The sequence below is a fragment of the Streptomyces sp. NPDC043854 genome, from assembly GCF_056436005.1.
Genome location: NZ_JBWKDK010000085.1, coordinates 1 through 19086, shown reverse-complemented (window position 1 = coordinate 19086; position 19086 = coordinate 1). Strand labels below are relative to the sequence as shown.

The window sequence follows — 19086 nt, the reverse complement described above, 5'->3', positions numbered from 1 at the left end:
CCCCCCCCCCCCCCCCCCCCCCCCCCCCCCCCCCCCCCCCCCCCCCCCACCCCCCGCCCCCCCCCCCCCCCCCCCCCCCCCCCCCCCCCCCGGCGGGGGTGCCCCTGCGGGCGCCGGCTACTTCTTGCGGCGGCGGCCGCCGGCGGCCTTCTGCGCCTTGCGACGCTCGGCGCGGGTCATCCCGTCGCCCTCCTCGGCCTCGAAGTCGCCCTCGACCACGCCGCCCTCGCCGTCCACCGTCGGGGCGGAGAAGTGCAGCCGGTCCGGCCGCTGCGGGCTGTCGAGGCCCTTGGCGCGGATCTCCGGGCGCGGGCCGGGGGCCACCGCCGGGGCCTCCTGCACCGGGACCTCCTCGACCTGCTGTTCGACCTGGACCTCCAGGTTGAACAGGTAGCCGACGGACTCCTCCTTGATGCCCTCCATCATGGCGTTGAACATGTCGAAGCCCTCGCGCTGGTACTCGACCAGCGGGTCCTTCTGGGCCATCGCGCGCAGGCCGATGCCCTCCTGGAGGTAGTCCATCTCGTACAGGTGCTCGCGCCACTTGCGGTCCAGCACCGACAGCACCACGCGCCGCTCCAGCTCGCGCATGATGTCGGAGCCGAGTGCCTTCTCGCGGGTCTGGTACTGCTCGTGGATGTCGTCCTTGACCGACTCCGCGATGAACTCGGCGGTGATGCCGGCGCGGTCGCCCGCCGCGTCCTCGAGCTCCTCGATCGTGACCTTGAGCGGGTAGAGCTGCTTGAACGCGCCCCACAGCCGGTCCAGGTCCCACTCCTCGGCGAAGCCCTCGACCGTCTCGGCCGCGATGTACGCGTCGATGGTGTCGTCCATGAAGTACCGCACCTGCTCGTGCAGGTCCTCGCCCTCCAGGACGCGGCGGCGCTCGCCGTAGATGACCTCGCGCTGGCTGTTGAGGACCTCGTCGTACTTCAGGACGTTCTTGCGCGTCTCGAAGTTCTGGGTCTCGACCTGCGACTGGGCCGACGCGATCGCGCGCGTCACCATCTTGTTCTCGATCGGCACGTCGTCCGGCACGTTCGCCATCGACATCACGCGCTCGACCATCTGCGCCTTGAACAGGCGCATCAGGTCGTCGCCCAGCGACAGGTAGAAGCGGGACTCGCCCGGGTCGCCCTGACGGCCGGAGCGGCCGCGCAGCTGGTTGTCGATACGGCGCGACTCGTGCCGCTCGGTGCCCAGCACGTACAGCCCGCCGAGCGCCTTGACCTCCTCGAACTCGGCCTTCACGGCCGCCTCCGCGCGCTGGAGCGCGGAGGGCAGGGCGTGCGCCCACTCCTCGATGTGCTCCTCGGGGTCCAGGCCCTGCTGGCGCAGCTCGGCCTCGGCGAGGTCGTCCGGGTTGCCGCCGAGCTTGATGTCGGTACCGCGGCCGGCCATGTTCGTGGCGACCGTCACGGCGCCGCGACGGCCCGCCTGGGCGACGATCACGGCCTCGCGCTCGTGGTGCTTGGCGTTGAGGACCTCGTGCGGGATGCCGCGCTTGGACAGCTGGCGCGAGAGGTACTCGGACTTCTCGACCGAGGTGGTGCCGACGAGGATCGGCTGGCCCTTCTCGTGCTTCTCCGCGATGTCGTCGACGACGGCGGCGAACTTGGCGACCTCGGTGCGGTAGATCAGGTCGGCCTGGTCCTTGCGCTGCATGGGCCGGTTCGTCGGGATCGGGACGACGCCCAGCTTGTAGATCTGGTGGAACTCGGCGGCCTCGGTCATGGCCGTACCGGTCATGCCGGAGAGCTTGGTGTAGAGGCGGAAGAAGTTCTGCAGGGTGATCGTGGCGAGGGTCTGGTTCTCGTCCTTGATGTCCACCCCTTCCTTCGCCTCGATCGCCTGGTGCATGCCCTCGTTGTAGCGGCGGCCGGCGAGGATACGGCCGGTGTGCTCGTCGACGATCATGACCTCGCCGTCGATGACGACGTAGTCCTTGTCCTTCTTGAACAGTTCCTTCGCCTTGATGGCGTTGTTCAGGTAGCCGACGAGCGGCGTGTTGACCGACTCGTAGAGGTTGTCGATGCCGAGCCAGTCCTCGACCTTGGAGACACCGGCCTCGTGGATGCCGACGGTGCGCTTCTTCTCGTCGACCTCGTAGTCGCCGGTCTCCTCGATGCCCTTGAGCGGGTTGCCCGGCTCGCCCTTGGTCAGGCGGGTGACCAGCTTGGCGAAGTCCCCGTACCACTTGGTGGCCTGGTCGGCCGGGCCGGAGATGATCAGCGGGGTGCGGGCCTCGTCGATCAGGATGGAGTCGACCTCGTCGACCACGGCGAAGTTGTGGCCGCGCTGCACCAGCTCGTCCCTCGACCACGCCATGTTGTCGCGCAGGTAGTCGAAGCCGAACTCGTTGTTCGTGCCGTAGGTGATGTCGCAGCCGTACTGCTCGCGGCGCTGCGCCGGGGTCATGTTGGCCAGGATGCAGCCGACGGACAGGCCCAGGAACCGGTGGACGCGGCCCATCATCTCGGAGTCGCGCTCGGCCAGGTAGTCGTTCACCGTGATCAGGTGCACGCCCTTGTCGGACAGCGCGTTCAGGTACGCCGGCAGCGTGCCGACGAGGGTCTTGCCCTCACCGGTCTTCATCTCCGCGACGTAGCCCAGGTGCAGCGCCGCGCCGCCCATCAGCTGGACGTCGTAGTGCCGCTGGCCCAGGACGCGCTTGGCGGCCTCGCGGACGGTGGCGAAGGCCTCCGGCAGCAGGTCGTCCAGACTCTCGCCGTCCTGGTACCGCTGCTTGTACTCGTCCGTGAGCGCTCGCAACTCGGCGTCGGAGAGGTTGACGAAGTCCTCTTCGATGGAGTTGACCTGGTCCGCGATGCGGTGCAGTTTGCGCAGGATCTTGCCTTCGCCTGCACGCATGAGCTTGTTGAAGACGGACACCGAGGTTTGTCTCCTTGCCGGTCGGGCCTGGCACTGGTTCGTACGCGGGCACGGAGGGTGGGCCCCACCGCACCGGCCATCGTAAGCGAGGACACGGTCGCGCCGGGAGGTCCGCCATGGCCGCGGGGCGGCATGCGCCCGGAATGAGAACGTACGGGGGGCGGCGAAGGTGCCGCCCGAACCGAAATCCGCTCGCCCGGACCGGACCGCGCCAGCAGAATTCCGTCATGGAACCCGCCGCCCTGGCCACCGAACGGCTGATACTGCGCCCCCACCGCCCCGAGGACGTCGACGAGGTGCTGGCCGCGTGCCAGGACCCGGAGATCCAGCGCTGGATCCCCGTGCCCGTCCCCTACCGGCGCACCGACGCGGAGGCCTACGTCCTGCAGACCGTGCCGAACGGCTGGCGGGACGGCACCGAGTTCAACTTCGCGGTACGGCTCGCCGGGCGGGACGGCGGCGAGGGTCCCCTGGTGGCCTCCACGGCCGTGGTCCCCCGCGGCAGCCACGCCCACGAGATCGGCTTCTGGGCCGCCCCCGGGCACCGCGGCCGCGGCCACACCACCGAGGCGGTGCTGGCGGTCGCCCGCTGGGCCTTCACCGAGGCCGGCTGCGTCCGGCTGGTCTGGCGGGCCGGCGTCGGCAACACCGCCTCCCGGGCCGTCGCCGAGAAGGCCGGGTTCACCGTCGAGGGCGTGCAGCGGGCCGGCATGGAGCACCGCGGCACCCTGCGCGACTGCTGGGCCGGCGCACTGCTCCCCTCCGACCTGGGGCTGCCGTCGCGGCTGCCGTACCTCCCGGCACCGGGGCACGGACCCGCTGTCAGTGGCGGGGCCTAGGCTGCGGCGCATGACCACCGCCACCGCCGCCGTGTCCCTGTCCGCCGACGAAGCGCGCCGGATCGCCCTGCGCGCGCAGGGGTTCCTCGGGGCGCCCGACCGGCGCGGCGGGGTGCGCGGGGTGCTGCGCCACCTGGGCGCCGTACAGCTGGACACCATCTCCGTACTGGCCCGCTCGCACGAGCTGATCCCGTACGCGCGCCTGGGCGCGGTGGGCCGCGAGGCGGTCGAGCGGGCGTACTGGTCCACGGCAGCGGACGGCGCGCCTCCGGCACGACCCAGCGCCTTCGAGTACTGGTCGCACGCGGCCTGCATCCTGCCGATCGAGGAATGGCCGCACTTCGCCTTCCGGCGCCGGGCCCGACGGGAGCACGGCTACCGCTGGCACCGGATGAAGGACCGCGAGGGCTCCTGCGCGCTCGTCCTGGACCGGCTGAGGGCCGAGGGCCCGCTCACCTCCACCGAGCTGGGCGGCGCCAGGAACGGCGGCCCGTGGTGGGACTGGTCCGAGACCAAGATCGCGGTGGAGTGGCTGCTCGACGCCGGTGACGTGGTCTGCACCGAGCGGCGCGGCTGGAAGCGGGTCTACGACCTGGCCGAGCGGGCGGTGCCGGAGGATCTGCTGCACGACGACCTGGACGACACCGAGTGCCTGCGCCGCCTGGTCGGACTGGCCGGGAAGTCCCTGGGGGTGGGCACCCGCGCCGACATCGCGGACTACCACCGGATCAAGGGCGAGCAGTTCGACGCGGTGATAGCCGACTCCGGCCTGGTCCCGGTGGAGGTCGAGGGCTGGGCCAGGCCCGCCTGGGCCGACCCGGAGGCACTGGCCGCTTCCCCGCGCGGCCGGCACCGCACGAGCCTGCTCTCCCCCTTCGACTCCCTGGTCTGGGACCGCCCGCGGACCGAGCGGATCTTCGGCTTCAGCCACAAGCTGGAGGCGTACGTGCCCAAGCCGCAGCGCGTGCACGGCTACTTCGCGATGCCGCTGCTGGCGGGCGGCCGGCTCCGGGGGCGGGTGGACCCGGCCCGCGAGGGCCGCACGCTGGTGGCCCGGCAGCTGTCCCTGACCTCGCCGAAGGCGGCCCCGGCGATGGCCGCGGCGCTGCGCGAGGCGGCGGAGTGGGTCGGCTGTGACGACGTGCGGGTGGAGCGCGCGCAGACCCCGCAGGAGGCGGCGGCGGTCACCGCCGAACTGGCGGCCCTCTGAGCCGCACCCGCCGGCCGGAACCCGGGCCGAAGCCGGCCGGAATCCACCCGTCCGGCCCGGCCCCGCCCGGCTCCCGGCCGGATCCGGCCACGAACTCCCGGAGGTCCTAGCGGATCTCCAGGATCTTCTCCCGCATCGCGTAGACCACGGCCTCCATCCGGGAGTGCAACTGGAGCTTCTCCAGGATGTTGCGGACGTGGTTCTTCACCGTGTTCTCGGAAATGAACAGCTCCTTGGCGATGTCCCGGTTGTTCATCCCGGTCGCGACGAGCTTGAGCACTTCCACCTCGCGGTCGGTGAGCCGGGGCGCGGGCACCAGCCGGCGCTCGTCCGTCCGCTGGATCATGGATTTGAACTCGGTGAGGAGTTTCGACGCCATCGAGGGGCTGATCTGCGACTGCCCGTCGGCCACCGCGCGGATCGCCGTGGCCACCTCGTCCGTGGAGATTTCCTTCAGCAGGTATCCGGTGGCGCCCGCCTTGATCGCGTCGTAGAGGTCCGCCTCCTCATCGCTGATCGTCAGCATGATGATCTTCGCGGAGGGGGCCACCTCCTTGATCGACGTGCACGCCTCGATCCCGCCGCGCCGCGGCATCCGCACGTCCATCAGCACGATGTCCGGCAGCAGGTCCGCCGCCTTGTCCACCGCCTCCGCCCCGTCCCCGGCCTCCCCGACGACCTGGATGTCCTCCTCCTGGGCGAGGACGATCTCCAGCCCGCGCCGGAACAGGGCGTGGTCGTCGACGACGAGCACCCGGATCGGCTCGCCGCCGCCGCTGTCGTCCTCGCGCACCGGCTGGAAAGCGTCCGCCATCGTTCCTCCCCCTGCACGTGCCGAGCTGCCGGCCAACCCGGCGCACGCACCCGCCGGTTGACTGACCGCCATGATTCCATGCCCGCGCAGCCCGCCGGGGGCGTGAGCGGACGCCTGGCCCATATCCGGTCACAGGGATGCCCCTGCCGGACACGTCGCGTCCGGCAGGGGCACCGCGCGGAAACCCGACGCGGCGTCAGCCGCCCAGTGCTCCGCCCGCGCCTCCCGGGCCGGGCTCGTCCATGCTGGAGACCTGGTCGGAGTTGAGGTGGATCACGCCGTAGTCGTAGCCGTGACGCCGGTAGACGACGCTCGGCATCTTCGTCTCGGAATCGACGAACAGATAGAAGTCGTGGCCGACCAGCTCCATCTCGTAGAGGGCCTGGTCGAGCGACATGGGGGACGCCGAGTGCGTCTTCTCGCGGACGATGAGCGGGCCTTCGCCCTGTACCTCCAGCGACCCGATCCGGGTCGTGGGAATCGCGTCCGCCTCCTCGGCGGAAACCGGCATGCCGTGCCCGTTGAGGGTCGCGGCGTCCGGTACCGCATCGGCGACCTCGGCCGCCGAAAGCCTGCCGCTGCCGCGGCGGGTCGCGCGCTTGTCGTGCTGCCTGCGCAGCCGGGCCTCGAGCTTCTCCTGCGCCAGATCCAGCGCCGCATACGGGTCGGCCGCTGCGGCCTCGGCACGGATCACCGGCCCGCGCGAACGCAGCGTGATCTCGACACGGTCGGAACGGTCGGCCTGTCGCGGGTTGTGCTCCTTGGACACCTCGACATCCATGCTGATGACCTTGCCGTCATACTTCTGGATCTTGTCCACGTTGAGCTTCTCCGCAACGTGCTTGCGGAACCGCTCGGGCACCTCGGTCTTGCGGCCCTTGACGACGATGTCCACGCAGAACTCCGTTCCCGGATAGCCCCGCCTCCCAAAGGCGAAGCGTCTCCCTTTCGCACCAGGCTCCGGTGTTCACCGGAGCCTCGGACTTGGCGACTTTCACCTCCTCCTCCCCCATCGGCAAGATCTACACCCCACCGACTTCGGAGTCGAGAGACAGTCTCTGACACGAAGATTCAGCAAATGCGAAACGTGCGATCCGATGCGAGCCCCAGGGTCGCCAGTTCCTTACAACCGAACATATCTCTCCATGCCGGTTGTCGGCACCCGCTACCGGAACGTACCTCCGTTCAGGTGTCCAGTCCCTCTCGTTACCTGCAACGATGCGCCTTCCCCATCAGTTCCAAATCTATTCACAGGAATGTTGCTCTGTCCGGGTAGACGACCGGATTCGTACGAAAGACCCGGGCGGAGCCGCCACCACGGCCGCCGCGGCCACCGGCCCGGCCCCGGCCGCCCGCAGCGCCCGCGCCGCCTCCGCGAGCGTGGCCCCGGTCGTGATCACGTCGTCGACCAGCACGACCCGGGCCCCGCCCACCGGCCGCGCACCGCCCCGGCAGACCGCCAGCGCCCCGGCGAGGTTCTCCCGCCGCTCCCGCGCCCCCAGACCCGCCTGGTCGGCCACCGGCCGCACCTGGCGCAATACGGACGCCACGCGCGCAGGGACACCGGCCCGCCGCAGCCGGGCCGCGGCCGCCAGCGCGATCCTGCGCACCGGATCGTGCCCGCGCGCCCGCACCTGCCGGCGCGCCGAGGGCACGGGCACCAGCACCACCGCCGCGGAGCCCACCCCCGCCGCGGCCCCGGGCGCCGCCGCCCCGCCGCCGGCCGTGCCCGCGAGGACCGCCGCCGCCAGCGCCGCCCCGAGCGGCCGCGCCAAGGCCAGCGCCCCGCGTTCCTTGTGCGCCAGCACGACCGCCCGTACGACACCCTCGTACGGCCCGGCCCCGTACACCGGGGGCAGCCCCCGCGGCCGCCAGGAGGGCCGCACCGGGCCCGCGGCGGCCCCGTCCAGCGCCCGCCCGCAGTCGGCGCACAGCACTGCCCGCGGCGCCCCGCAGCCGGCGCAGACCCCCGGCAGCACCAGCCCGGCGAGCTCCTGCCACCACCCCAGCATCCCCTTACTGTGCCGGGCCGCCCGCGAGCCCGCCACCGCCTGTGGAAAAGGGGAAAGCCCCGGCTCGACCGAGGCCGGCCGGGGCTTTGCCCGTCAGCCGCTGCCGGCTGCCGCCACCCGCGTGCGACCGGTCAGCCCGGGTACACCGGGGCCCGGCCACCCGCCACCGTGCGCCACTGCGCACCCGGCGGCAGCCACACGATGCCGTCCTCCTCCGAGGCGGCCACGACCGGCTTGCGCTCGTCCTCCGTCGCCGCGACCGCGACCAGCCCGGCCGCCCCGGGCAGGCTCGCCGCGACCATCGATCCGTCCGCCAGCATGTACCGGGCCTGCACGACGCCGCCGCTCTCCCGGCCCACCACCAGCAGCCTGCCCCGCGGCGCCCAGCTCAGCGCCGTCACGTCCGCCATCTGCGGGGCGGCCGGGCGCAGCTCGCGCACCGACACCGCCCCCGGCTGGTCGGCCCGGCCGCCCCCGGGCCGCTCGATCCGCCCGATGTACAGGTGCTTGCCGTTGTGCTTCTGCACCAGCAGCGCGATCCGCACCCCGTCCGGGGACGCCTTCAGCGCGGTGATCCGCCCGCCGCCCAGCCCGGCCACGTCGATCTTCTGCGCGGCGGTGGTGCCCGCGGGCACCCGGTACAGCGCCGCGTTCTGCGGGTCCTGGTCGGCGACCCACAGGTCGCCCGCCGCGTCCCAGCTCGGCGCGGACAGCCCGTTCGGCTTGGCGCCCTTGCCGGTCAGCACCGGCTGCGGCATCGGACCGGCCGTGGTCAGGCTCACCAGGGACAGCCCGTGCCCGTCCTCCGAGACGACCGCCGCACGCTTCTCGTCATAGCTCACGGCTGCCGAACCGACCTTGAAGGCGGGGGCGCCGGGCGGGTTCAGCGGCCCCGGCACCGGCTCCGGCCGGTACTGCTGGTCCTCGCTGTTCACGTCGAGCTTCATCCGCACGAGCCGGTGGTCGGCGTCGACGTAGTACTGGTGGTCGGGGCTCGGCACCCGGTGCGCGATGCCCGCCGCGCCCGCCTCGGTGACCGAGCACAGGGAGGAGCGGTCCGAGCGCAGCAGCTCGACCCGGTCCAGCCGGGACGCCGTCAGATCCTTGACGGTGAACAGCAGCTGAGTGGCCATCTTCTGGCACTGCGGCTGCGCGACGTCGTCGGCCTTGCCGTTGAGCGGCACCCGCAGCGTGTTCTGCCCGTCGTACGCGAGGGACTTGGTGCCCTCCCGCAGCTCCGTACCGGCCGGGAAGCCCGAAGTGACCACCGGACCCAGCCACTTGGACGGACCGGCCAGCAGCGACTGCACCGTCTGCGTCGTGGGGTCCATCCGCGAGTCGGGGTCGTTGCGCTGGCGCACGTACACCGGGTCGGCCACGAGCGTGCCGCCCGCGAAGTAGTACTTGTTGACCGGCATGTAGATGCGCTGGAAGTCGGACTCGCTGAGCACCAGGCTCTTCGGCGGCGTCGCGATCCGCCACTGCTTGTTCTCCTGCACCAGCTGCAGGAACTCCTCGTAGCGGCCGCCCGTCGTGTCCGGCTGGTACGCGCTGCGCTCGTCCACCGTCGCGAGCATCTTGCCGGTCATCTTGAAGCGGGGCCCGGCCGGGTCCTTCTCACCCTGGACGGAGAACCGGTCGATGCCCCCGGAGAGCACGGTGACGGCCGCGCCGGGCTTCCAGTTCTTCGCCGCCTCCTCGGTGAGGTACTTGCGGGCGGTCTGGAGCTGCGGATCGTCGCTGGTCATGGCCTCCAGGAAGCCGTCGACGATGTCGGTCGGGCCCGCCTTGTCGGCCGGCGGCACGCCGAACACCCGCACCTGCGAGTCGACGCCCTGCGAGGCCCGCACCTCCCGGATCTCGCCGCTGTCGGGCATCGAGGCGCAGCCGGCGAGCAGCAGCGCGCCCGCGCTGGCTGCGGCGCAGCCCGCGGCCGCCCGGGCCCGCGTCCGGGCGCCCGCCCGTGCCGCCGCCCCGCGGCCGTCCCTGGCTGCGCGTACGGGCTCAGCGTCCACCTGCTCCATCCTCCTGTGCTGCCTGGTCGGCCGGCCGGGCCACGACACGGGCCCCGTTGCCCGGCAGGGCGGTCGGGTCGGCGGGCACCGGCACCGCCCCGGCGACCGCGGACCGCGGCGGTATCGCCGCGATGTCGGGCCGCGCCGGGGCCTGGGTCCGGTTGCTTCCGGAGCCCTCGGACCCGGAGCCGGCCGGGCCCGTGCCGGGGCCGGCCGCGTCGGCCGCGGCCTTGGCCCGGTTGGCCCGCGAGTCCTCGGGCTCGAGCGGGATCGGGGAGCCCCGCAGCGGCTCGTCGGCGGTCCGCGGCAGGGTCAGCCGGAACTGCGAGCCGCCGCCCGGCTCGCCCCAGGCCTGGAGCCAGCCGCCGTGCAGCCGGGCGTCCTCGACGGCGATGGACAGGCCGAGGCCGGTGCCGCCGGTGGTGCGGGCCCGCGCCGGGTCGGCCCGCCAGAAGCGGTTGAAGACCCGGGTGGCCTCGCCGGGCTTGAGACCGACGCCGTAGTCGCGTACGGCGATGGCGACGGCCCCGCCCGCGGACGCGAGCCGGACCACCACGTCACGGCCCTCGCCGTGCTCCACGGCGTTGACGACGAGGTTGCGCAGCACCCGCTCGACGCGCCGGGCGTCGGCCTCGGCGATCACCGGCTGGGTGTCGCCGAGGACCCGGATCCGGGTGCCCTTGTGCTCGGCGAGCGGGTGGGCGCCCTCGACGACCCGGCGGACCACGTCGCGCAGGTCGATGGGCTCGGCCTCCAGGGCCGCGGCGCCCGCGTCGAACCGGCTGATCTCCAGCAGGTCCGCCAGCAGCGACTCGAAGCGGTCCAGCTGTCCGGCGAGCAGCTCGGCGGAGCGGGCGGTCACCGGGTCGAAGTCGACCCGGGCGTCGTGGATGACGTCGGCGGCCATGCGGACGGTCGTCAGCGGCGTGCGCAGCTCGTGCGAGACGTCGGAGACGAACCGGCGCTGCATCCGCGACAGGTCCTCCAGCTGCTGGATCTTGACCTGGAGGTTCTGCGCCATCTTGTTGAACGCCTCGCCCAGACGCGCGATGTCGTCCTCGCCGGTGACCTTCATCCGCTCCTGGAGCCGCCCGGCGGACAGCCGCTCGGCGATGCCCGCGGCCATCCGCACCGGGGTCACGATCTGCCGTACGACCAGCCAGGCGATGGCGCTGAGCAGCACCACGACGAACAGCCCGGCGGTGGCGATCGTCGACTTGACCAGGTTGAGGGACTCCTCCTCCTGCGTCAGCGGGAAGAGGTAGTACAGGTCGTACGGGTCGCCGTTGATGTCGGTGAGCCGCTTGCCTACGACCAGCGCGGGCTCGGGCGACTTGCCGCCCGCCCCGTCCGTGTACTTGATCTGCGAGAACGTCTTGAACGTGCCGGTGGCGTGGTTGACGGCCTTGCGCAGCTGCGGCGGGATGCTCGCGGTCGGGTCGACGTTGCCGGAGGCGCGGGCCCCCTTGACGCCCGATGCGCCGGCCCCGCCCGGCTGCGTGCCGGTACCCGGGGCCGCACCGTTCGTCGCGGCGCCGGTGCCCGAGCCGTTGCCCGTGCCGACGCCGAGGGCGACCACCTCGAACGCGGTCTGGCCGCCACTGGCGAGCTGCTTGACCAGCGAGTTCATCCAGGTGCTGGCGTCCCGGCCCACCTTGTTGTCGGTGACGTCGGGCCCGTCCACGGTCGCCGGCGTGTTGGCCTTCTCCTGCGCGACCGCGAAACCGCCCGCGGCCTGGCTCTGCGCGGCCTCCTCCTTCGCGTCGAGGAGGCCCTTGCTGACCTGCGCGATCACGACGAAGCCGAGCGCCAGCACCACGGCCAGCGACATCAGCATCGTCGCGGCGACGACCCTCAGCTGGATGTTGCGCCGCCACAGCCGGACAGCCGGCAGCAGCGGCCGGCGCACCAGTCGTACGAACAACCGCAGCACAGGCCCGCCGGGCGCCCCGTCCTGGAGCAGCCGGCCGGCCCGCAGGGCCCCCCAGCGGGAGCCGCCCTGCGGCCTGCCGGGCTTCACGTCAGCTCGGTCCTGCCTTGTAGCCGACACCACGCACCGTCACGACGATCTCGGGGCGCTCCGGGTCCTTCTCGACCTTGGAGCGCAGTCGCTGCACATGCACGTTGACCAGGCGGGTGTCGGCAGCGTGCCGGTAGCCCCACACCTGCTCCAGCAGCACCTCGCGGGTGAAGACCTGCCAGGGCTTGCGCGCGAGCGCGACCAGCAGGTCGAACTCCAGCGGGGTCAGCGCGATGGAGGTGCCGTCCCGCTTGACCGAGTGCCCCGCCACGTCGATGACCAGGTCACCGATGGCGAGCTGCTCGGGGGCGGGCTCCTCCGACCGGCGCAGGCGGGCCCGGATACGGGCCACCAGCTCCTTCGGTTTGAACGGCTTGACGATGTAGTCGTCGGCCCCGGACTCCAGGCCCACGACGACGTCCACCGTGTCGCTCTTCGCGGTGAGCATGACGATCGGCACCCCGGACTCGGCCCGGATCAGCCGGCACACCTCTATGCCGTCCCTGCCGGGCAGCATGAGGTCCAGCAGCACCAGGTCCGGTTTCGCCTCCCGGAAGGCAGCCAGTGCCTTGTCACCGTCCGCTACGAACGACGGCTCGAAACCTTCTCCACGCAGCACGATGCCGAGCATCTCGGCCAGTGCGGTGTCGTCGTCGACGACAAGGACGCGTCCCTTCATGCTTGACATCATCCCATTAGCCAATCGTTACCAGGCGGTGAGCTCCCCCACAGCCAAAAAGGCTGGAAATCGACCCTCGAAGCTGCATGGGGAGGACACCGGCCAGTCTGCCCCGGAACGGGGCGACAATTGACGGTGGACCGGCGCAGATCGGGGGGACGGCTGGTCCGCACACCGTTCCCACGTGGCACGATGGCAGCCGACCAGCGCCCCCGCCCCACCAGGTGCACGTGAAGGAGCGACGATGAACGACTCTCCGGGCCGGGCTGTGCCCGGACCCTCCCCGTCCGACGGCGAGCGGCCTGGCGCACCCGACGGTCAGCAGCAGGGCGGCAGCCCGCAGCAGGACGACACCGCCCGGCCCCCCGCCGGCGGCCAGAAGTGGTCCGCCGAGCAGCCGCCGCCCGGCGAGTGGCAGAGCCCCGGCGCACCCCAGCCGCCCCGGCCCGCTCCCTCCCCGCAGCAGCCCGCCCCGCGCAGCTGGGCCTCGTCCGCAGGCCCCGCCGCCGGCGGGCAGGCCCCGTACGGCAGCGGGCAGGCCCCGTACGGCGGCCGGTACGGCCACCCCGGCGGTGCCCCCGGCTACTGGGGCAAGCCCCCGGCCGCCAAGCCCGGCACCATCCCGCTGCGCCCCCTCGACATGGGCGAGATCCTCGACGGAGCCGTCGCCACCATGCGCGGCCAGTGGCGCTCGGTCCTGTCGGTCTCCCTCGTCGTGGCGACGATCGTGCAGATCGTCGACCTCGCCCTGAAGAAGTACGCACTGGCCGACCTGCCCGCCCCGGACCCCGAGGCCGGGCCGCGCGCGCTCCTCGACGCCATGGGCGCCAGCCTGCTCTCCAGCAGCGCCACCCTGTTCGTCCAGTTCATCGGCGCCATCCTGGCCACCGCCCTGCTCACGATGATCTTCAGCCGGGCCGTGCTCGGCCGCAGCTCCACCGTGGCCGAGGCCTGGCGCGACGCCCGCCCCCGGCTGCCGCACCTGGTCGGGCTGACCCTGCTGCTCGGCCTCGGCGGGGCCGTCCTGGTCGCCGTACTGCTCCTGCCCGCCGTCCTCACCCGCAGCATCGGCCTCGGCCTGCTCGGCGCCCTGGCCGCCCTCCCGCTGCTGCTCTGGCTGGCGATCAAGTTCAGCCTGGCCTCGCCCGCGCTGATGCTGGAGAAGAGCAGCATCCCCACGGCCCTGCGGCGCTCCTCCAAGCTCGTCCACGGCTCCTGGTGGCGCATCTTCGGCATCACCGCCCTCACCGCGCTGATCACCGGCTTCGTCTCCGCCGTGATCATCTACCCGATGGCCTTCGTGGGCGCCGCCCTCTCCGGCAGCGGGTTCAGCGGCTTCGAGGACGGCACCCTCCTCGACGACTGGACCTTCCTCGTCGTCCTCGGCATCGCCTCGGTCATCGCGCAGACCATCACCCTGCCCATGCAGTCCGGCGTCACCGTCCTGCTCTACGTCGACCAGCGCATCCGCCGCGAGGCCCTCGACCTGGAGCTCGCCCGGGCCGCCGGCCTGGAGGACTACGGCACGGACCCCGCTGCCCCGCCCACCGGAGGCTGACCCGGCGATGACGGGGAGGGGGGACCTCATCACACTCAGCGCGGCGCTCCCGCAGGCAGAGCCGACACCGCCGGTGACGACACCGCGCGAGCCCGCCCGCGAGGCGGCCGAACGCGAGCTGTCCAGGCAGCTGTACCACCAGGACGATCCCGGGCTGCTCCAGCGCGCCCTGGACCGCTTCTGGGACTGGATCGGCGACCTCTTCGACCGGGCCGGGAGCACCACCCCGGGCGGCACCCTCGGCCTGGTCGCCGTCGCCGTCCTGGCCGCCCTCGCCCTCGCCGCCCTGTGGTGGCGGCTCGGCACCCCCCGCCGGACCGCCACCGACCGGGCCGCCCTCTTCGCCGACGGCCCGGCGAGCGCCGACGACCACCGCGCCGCCGCCGACGCCCACGCCGCCGCGGGCCGCTGGAACGACGCCGTCCAGGAGCGCATGCGCGCCATCGTCCGCTCCCTCGAGGAACGCACCCTCCTCGACCCCCGCCCCGGCCGCACCGCCGACGAGGCCGCCGCCGAGGCCGCCCGGGCCCTCCCCGGCCACGCCGCCGACCTGCACGCCGCCGCCCGCACCTTCGACGACGTCACCTACGGCGGCCGCACCGCCGACGCCGACACCCACGCCCGCCTGCGCGCCCTCGACCTCACCCTGACCCGTACGAAGCCGCTCCTGACGGGACCCCCGGCATGACCGCCCCCACCCCGACCCCGGCGGCGGCCCCGGCCCCCACCTCCGCCGCAGGCACCCCGGACACCCCCGGCACACCCGCACCCCGGCCCACCGCCACCGGCGCCACCCCCGCGGCCGTGTGGCGCCGCGCCCGCGGCTACCTCGTCGCCCTGGCCGTCCTCCTCACCGCCGCGATCACGCTCGCCGCCCTCTCCTCCGGCACCCACCACGGCCGCCTCGACCCCCGCTCCCCCGCCCCCGAGGGCAGCCGCGCCGTCGCCGAACTCCTGCGCGCCCGCGGCGTCACCACCCGCGTCGTCACCACCGCCGACGAGGCCGCCGAAGCCGCAGGCCCCGGCACCACCCTCCTGGTCACCGACCCCGACCTGCTCGGCGACGGCCAGCGCCGCAGCATCCGCTCCGCCATCGACCTCTCCGGCGGCCGCACCGTCCTCCTCTCCCCCGGCGCACCCGCCCTCGCCGACCTGGCCCCCGCCGTCCACACCGCCGGAAAGGCCCACGAGCACACCCTCGCCCCCGGCTGCGCCCTGACCGCCGCGACCGCAGCCGGACCGGCCGACACCGGCGACGGCCGCCGCTACAGCACCACCGCGCCCGCGGCCGCCGCCTGCTACCCCAGCGGCGGCCACCCCACCGTGCTCGTCCTCCCCGCCGGCACCGCCGGCGGGGACACCGTCGTCCTCGGCTCGGAGCGCATCCTGCTCAACGAGGACCTCGCCCGCGAGGGCAACGCCTCCCTCGCCCTCCAGCTCCTCGGCACCCGCCCCGACCTGGTCTGGTACCTGCCCTCCCTCGCCGAGCTCCAGGACGGCGACACCGAGGAGAAGTCCTTCCTCGAACTGATCCCGGCCGGCTGGCACTGGGCCCTGCTCCAGCTCTTCATCGCCGCCGCCCTCGCCGCCCTCTGGCGCGCCCGCCGCCTCGGCCCCCTCGTCACCGAGCGGCTGCCCGTCGCCGTCCGCGCCTCCGAGGCCACCGAGGGCCGCGCCCGCCTCTACCGCAAGACCGCCGCCCGCGACCGCGCCGCCACCGTGCTGCGCGCCGCCACCCGCGAAGGCCTCGCCGCGCTCGTCGGCGTACCCGCCGCCCACACCCACGATCCCGCGGCCCTCGTCCCCGCCGTCGCCGCCCGCCTCGCGGACCCCGGCGGCCGGGACCTGACCGCCCTCCTCTTCGGCACCGCCCCCGCCGACGACGCGGCCCTCGTCGCGCTCGCCGACCACCTCGACGCCCTCGAAAGAGAGGTCCGCACCTCATGACGGCCACCACGGACAGCGCCCGCTCCTCCCTGGAAGCGATCCGCACCGAGATCGGGAAGGCCGTCGTCGGCCAGGACTCGGCCGTCACCGGTCTCGTCGTGGCCCTGCTGTGCCGCGGCCACGTCCTCCTCGAAGGCGTCCCCGGCGTCGCCAAGACCCTCCTGGTACGGTCCCTGGCCGCCTCCCTCGACCTCGACACCAAGCGCGTCCAGTTCACCCCGGACCTCATGCCGAGCGACGTCACCGGCTCGCTCGTCTACGACGCCCGCACCGCCGCGTTCTCGTTCCAGAACGGCCCGGTCTTCACCAACCTCCTCCTCGCCGACGAGATCAACCGCACGCCGCCCAAGACCCAGTCCGCCCTCCTGGAGGCCATGGAGGAGCGCCAGGTCACCGTCGACGGCACCCCGCGCCGCCTGCCCGAGCCCTTCCTGGTCGCGGCCACCATGAACCCGGTCGAGTACGAGGGCACGTACCCCCTCCCGGAAGCCCAGCTGGACCGCTTCCTCCTCAAACTGAACGTCCCCCTCCCCTCCCGCGAGGACGAGATCGGCGTCCTGACCCGGCACGCCGCCGGCTTCGACCCGCGCGACCTGCACGCCGCCGGCATCCGCCCGGTCGCCGGAGCGGCCCAGCTCGAGGCCGCCCGCGACGCGGTCGCCACCGTCACCGTCTCCCCCGAGATCGCCGGGTACGTCGTCGACATCTGCCGCGCCACCCGCGAGTCGCCCTCCCTCACCCTCGGCGTCTCCCCGCGCGGCGCGACCGCCCTGCTGGCCACCTCCCGCGCCTGGGCCTGGCTGACCGGCCGCGACTACGTCACCCCCGACGACGTCAAGGCCCTCGCCCTGCCGACGCTGCGCCACCGCATCCAGCTGCGCCCGGAGGCCGAGATGGAGGGCGTCACCGCCGACGCCGTCCTCACCGCGATCCTGTCCCACGTCTCCGTTCCCCGCTGATGGCCGCCCTCACCGGACGCGCCGCCCTGCTGGCGGCCCTCGGCAGCATCCCCGTCGGCGTCCTCGAACCGAGCTGGACGGGCATCCTCGCGGTCAACGCCCCCCTGGCCGTGGCCTGCGCGGTCGACTACGCCCTCGCGGCCCCGGTGCGCCGCCTGGCCCTCGCCCGCTCCGGCGACACCTCCGTGCGCCTCGGCGACCCGGCAGAGGTCCACCTCACCGTCACCAACCCCGGCTCCCGCACGCTGCGCGCCCGCATCCGCGACGCCTGGCCCCCCAGCAGCTGGCTCCCGGGCACCGAACAGCAGGCGTCCCGGCACACCGTGCGCATCCCGCCCGGCGAACGCCGCCGCCTGACCACCCGCCTGCTGCCGACCCGCCGCGGCGACCGGCAGGCGGACCGCGTCACGATCCGCTCGTACGGCCCGCTCGGCCTCCTCGCCCGCCAGGGCACCCACAGCGTCCCCTGGACGGTCCGGGTCCTTCCGCCCTTCACCAGCCGCAAGCACCTGCCCTCCCGCCTGGCTCGCCTGCGCGAGATGGACGGCCGTACGAGCCTGCTGACCCGCGGCGAGGGCACCGAGTTCGACAGCCTGCGCGACTACGTCCCCGGCGACGACACCCGTTCCATCGACTGGCGGGCCACCGCCCGACAGGACAAGGTCGCCGTCCGCACCTGGCGCCCGGAACGCGACCGGCACATCCTGATCTGCCTGGACACCGGCCGCACCTCCGCCGGCCGCGTCGGCGACGCCCCGCGCCTGGACTCCGCCATGGACGCGGCCCTGCTCCTCGCGGCCCTGGCCTCCCGGGCCGGGGACCGCGTGGACCTGCTGGCCCACGACCGCCGCCCGCGCGCCCAGGTCCAGGGCCGCTCGGCCGGCGACATCCTGCCGGCCTTCGTGGGCGCCATGGCCACCCTGGAACCGGAACTCGTCGAAACCGACGCCCGCACCCTCGTCTCGACCGTCCTCCGCAACGCCCCGCGCCGCTCCCTGGTGGTCCTTCTGACGAGCCTGGACGCCGCCCCGGTGGAAGAGGGCCTGCTGCCGCTCCTCCCCCGCCTCACGCAGCGCCACACGGTTCTGCTGGCCTCGGTCGCCGACCCGCGCATCGCGGAGATGGCCCGGTCCCGCGGCACCCTGGACGCGGTCTACGAGGCCGCGGCGGCCGCCCAGACCCAGGCCCAGCGCCGCCGCACCGCCGACCAGCTGGCCCGCCACGGCGTCCATGTCGTGGACGCCACCCCGGACACCCTGGCCCCCACCCTGGCCGACGCCTACCTGTCCCTGAAGGCCGCCGGCCGCCTCTGACGGCTGGCGGCCGGCATCAGCGGTTGAGGTCGAAGACGACCACACCGCGGTCTTCGTATGCCTTGGGCTCGAAGGTGGCAACGAGTGAGTCCGCACCCCATTCCGGCAGGTTCCATGCCGCATGGATCGCGGCGGCGACGCCTGCCGACACCCCCTCCTGCCCGAGCCTCGCCACGGTGAGCGCGGCGGGATAGTCGAAGTCGACGGTGTGGAGGACGTCGAGCTGGCCGACGTGCTCGGTGAGCCCCGGCATCTCCTTCTCCGCCTCCAAGAGGGACAGGACAGGCACCCATAAACGGGACGCCGGCTCAAAGCGTGCCCGGTGGATCAGTACCGACACCTGGCGATTGCCGGCCAGGGCAAGCAGCGCCCCGGTGTCCAGGACGAGATGGTGGTCGATCACGCGGCATCGGCCCGCAGCTGTGCAAACGCCTCCCGCAGCTTGCGCCCCATGGCTGCGCTCTCCTCGTCGGTCACCTCGACCCCGAAATGCTTCGCGAGGTAGGCACGCGTCTGCTCCGCCCGTTCCCGCCTCTCCTCGTCGGTCAGCATGCTTTCGGCGAACTCCTGAACCAGGGCTCGAATGGACGTGCCGCGGGACTCGGCGATGACCGCAAGGCGATCGCGCACCTCAGCCGGCACTCGGATCATGGCATCGGACACGGCGCGAGTCTACAGCGGCGTCTACACACACGACCCGTGAACGCAGAAAAGCCCCGCACCGAACCCCCGAGGGGTTGGTGCGGGGCTTCCCGCAATGATTGTTCGGCGGCGTCCTACTCTCCCACAGGGTCCCCCCTGCAGTACCATCGGCGCTGAAAGGCTTAG

16 protein-coding genes and 1 rRNA gene are annotated in these 19086 nt (G+C 73.2%); 7 read left to right on the top strand and 10 right to left on the bottom strand.

Annotated features, from left to right (window positions below; translation table 11 throughout):
* Window positions 1-117: 117 nt before the first annotated feature.
* Window positions 118-2892, bottom strand: coding sequence for a preprotein translocase subunit SecA (gene secA, locus AC068A_RS35585; protein WP_478590440.1), 2775 nt, complete (start codon window positions 2890-2892; stop codon window positions 118-120).
* Window positions 2893-3119: 227 nt separating this feature from the next.
* Here secA and AC068A_RS35580 point away from each other — a divergent pair, with 227 nt between their 5' ends.
* Both AC068A_RS35580 and AC068A_RS35575 read left to right on the top strand, forming a co-directional pair.
* Window positions 3120-3731, top strand: a complete 612-nt coding sequence (locus tag AC068A_RS35580; RefSeq protein WP_478590439.1) for a GNAT family N-acetyltransferase — start codon at window positions 3120-3122, stop codon at window positions 3729-3731.
* 10 nt (window positions 3732-3741) lie between these two features.
* Entirely contained in the window at window positions 3742-4941 is a 1200-nt protein-coding gene (locus tag AC068A_RS35575; protein ID WP_478590438.1) for a winged helix-turn-helix domain-containing protein, read from the top strand.
* A 106-nt stretch (window positions 4942-5047) separates the two neighbouring features.
* Here the strand turns inward: AC068A_RS35575 and AC068A_RS35570 are convergent, their stop codons facing one another.
* The 6 genes from AC068A_RS35570 to mtrA form a co-directional block, all read right to left on the bottom strand.
* Window positions 5048-5755, bottom strand: coding sequence for a response regulator (locus AC068A_RS35570; protein ID WP_478590437.1), 708 nt, complete (start codon window positions 5753-5755; stop codon window positions 5048-5050).
* Between the two features lie 196 nt (window positions 5756-5951).
* Entirely contained in the window at window positions 5952-6650 is a 699-nt protein-coding gene (hpf, locus tag AC068A_RS35565; RefSeq protein ID WP_478590436.1) for a ribosome hibernation-promoting factor, HPF/YfiA family, read from the bottom strand.
* Window positions 6651-6999: 349 nt separating this feature from the next.
* On the bottom strand, window positions 7000-7767 hold the full coding sequence (locus tag AC068A_RS35560) for a ComF family protein (RefSeq protein ID WP_478590435.1): 768 nt from the start codon (window positions 7765-7767) through the stop codon (window positions 7000-7002).
* Window positions 7768-7898: 131 nt separating this feature from the next.
* Window positions 7899-9782, bottom strand: a complete 1884-nt coding sequence (locus AC068A_RS35555) for an LpqB family beta-propeller domain-containing protein (protein ID WP_478590434.1) — start codon at window positions 9780-9782, stop codon at window positions 7899-7901.
* A complete protein-coding gene (gene mtrB / locus AC068A_RS35550; RefSeq protein ID WP_478590433.1) occupies window positions 9772-11835 on the bottom strand; it encodes an MtrAB system histidine kinase MtrB in 2064 nt (687 codons plus the stop codon). Before mtrB ends, AC068A_RS35555 begins: the two co-directional genes overlap by 11 nt.
* On the bottom strand, window positions 11804-12493 hold the full coding sequence (gene mtrA, locus AC068A_RS35545; protein ID WP_478590432.1) for a two-component system response regulator MtrA: 690 nt from the start codon (window positions 12491-12493) through the stop codon (window positions 11804-11806). Before mtrA ends, mtrB begins: the two co-directional genes overlap by 32 nt.
* A gap of 232 nt (window positions 12494-12725) precedes the next feature.
* Between mtrA and AC068A_RS35540 the strand changes: the two genes are divergently transcribed.
* Genes AC068A_RS35540 through AC068A_RS35520 form a run of 5 tightly spaced genes read left to right on the top strand, consistent with a single transcriptional unit; the run spans window position 12726 to window position 18258 of the window.
* On the top strand, window positions 12726-14039 hold the full coding sequence (locus tag AC068A_RS35540) for a glycerophosphoryl diester phosphodiesterase membrane domain-containing protein (RefSeq protein WP_478590431.1): 1314 nt from the start codon (window positions 12726-12728) through the stop codon (window positions 14037-14039).
* Between the two features lie 7 nt (window positions 14040-14046).
* Window positions 14047-14727, top strand: coding sequence for a DUF4129 domain-containing protein (locus tag AC068A_RS35535; RefSeq protein WP_478590430.1), 681 nt, complete (start codon window positions 14047-14049; stop codon window positions 14725-14727).
* Window positions 14724-15986, top strand: a complete 1263-nt coding sequence (locus AC068A_RS35530) for a DUF4350 domain-containing protein (protein WP_478590429.1) — start codon at window positions 14724-14726, stop codon at window positions 15984-15986. Before AC068A_RS35535 ends, AC068A_RS35530 begins: the two co-directional genes overlap by 4 nt.
* Window positions 15983-16945 (top strand): AAA family ATPase, encoded by a 963-nt coding sequence (locus AC068A_RS35525; protein WP_478590428.1) that lies wholly within the window; start codon window positions 15983-15985, stop codon window positions 16943-16945. Before AC068A_RS35530 ends, AC068A_RS35525 begins: the two co-directional genes overlap by 4 nt.
* The gene (locus AC068A_RS35520; protein WP_478590427.1) at window positions 16945-18258 is read left to right on the top strand and encodes a DUF58 domain-containing protein; all 1314 of its coding nucleotides are present in this window, start codon (window positions 16945-16947) and stop codon (window positions 18256-18258) included. Before AC068A_RS35525 ends, AC068A_RS35520 begins: the two co-directional genes overlap by 1 nt.
* Before the next feature lie 16 nt (window positions 18259-18274).
* Here the strand turns inward: AC068A_RS35520 and AC068A_RS35515 are convergent, their stop codons facing one another.
* The 3 genes from AC068A_RS35515 to rrf all read right to left on the bottom strand — a co-directional run.
* On the bottom strand, window positions 18275-18661 hold the full coding sequence (locus AC068A_RS35515) for a PIN domain-containing protein (RefSeq protein WP_478590426.1): 387 nt from the start codon (window positions 18659-18661) through the stop codon (window positions 18275-18277).
* Window positions 18658-18921, bottom strand: coding sequence for a hypothetical protein (locus AC068A_RS35510; RefSeq protein ID WP_404242407.1), 264 nt, complete (start codon window positions 18919-18921; stop codon window positions 18658-18660). Before AC068A_RS35510 ends, AC068A_RS35515 begins: the two co-directional genes overlap by 4 nt.
* Window positions 18922-19021: 100 nt before the next feature.
* Window positions 19022-19086, bottom strand: a 5S ribosomal RNA gene (gene rrf, locus AC068A_RS35505); the annotation flags it as partial.

Excerpts from the sequence above, each read along its gene's own strand:
- AC068A_RS35540 (WP_478590431.1), top strand. The coding sequence starts at position 12,726 with ATGAACGACTCTCCGGGCCGGGCTGTGCCCGGACCCTCCCCGTCCGAC.
- AC068A_RS35535 (WP_478590430.1), top strand. The coding sequence starts at position 14,047 with ATGACGGGGAGGGGGGACCTCATCACACTCAGCGCGGCGCTCCCGCAG.
- mtrA (WP_478590432.1), bottom strand. The coding sequence starts at position 12,493 with ATGATGTCAAGCATGAAGGGACGCGTCCTTGTCGTCGACGACGACACC.
- AC068A_RS35580 (WP_478590439.1), top strand. The coding sequence starts at position 3,120 with ATGGAACCCGCCGCCCTGGCCACCGAACGGCTGATACTGCGCCCCCAC.
- AC068A_RS35570 (WP_478590437.1), bottom strand. The coding sequence starts at position 5,755 with ATGGCGGACGCTTTCCAGCCGGTGCGCGAGGACGACAGCGGCGGCGGC.
- AC068A_RS35575 (WP_478590438.1), top strand. The coding sequence starts at position 3,742 with ATGACCACCGCCACCGCCGCCGTGTCCCTGTCCGCCGACGAAGCGCGC.
- AC068A_RS35520 (WP_478590427.1), top strand. The coding sequence starts at position 16,945 with ATGGCCGCCCTCACCGGACGCGCCGCCCTGCTGGCGGCCCTCGGCAGC.
- AC068A_RS35560 (WP_478590435.1), bottom strand. The coding sequence starts at position 7,767 with ATGCTGGGGTGGTGGCAGGAGCTCGCCGGGCTGGTGCTGCCGGGGGTC.
- AC068A_RS35530 (WP_478590429.1), top strand. The coding sequence starts at position 14,724 with ATGACCGCCCCCACCCCGACCCCGGCGGCGGCCCCGGCCCCCACCTCC.
- AC068A_RS35525 (WP_478590428.1), top strand. The coding sequence starts at position 15,983 with ATGACGGCCACCACGGACAGCGCCCGCTCCTCCCTGGAAGCGATCCGC.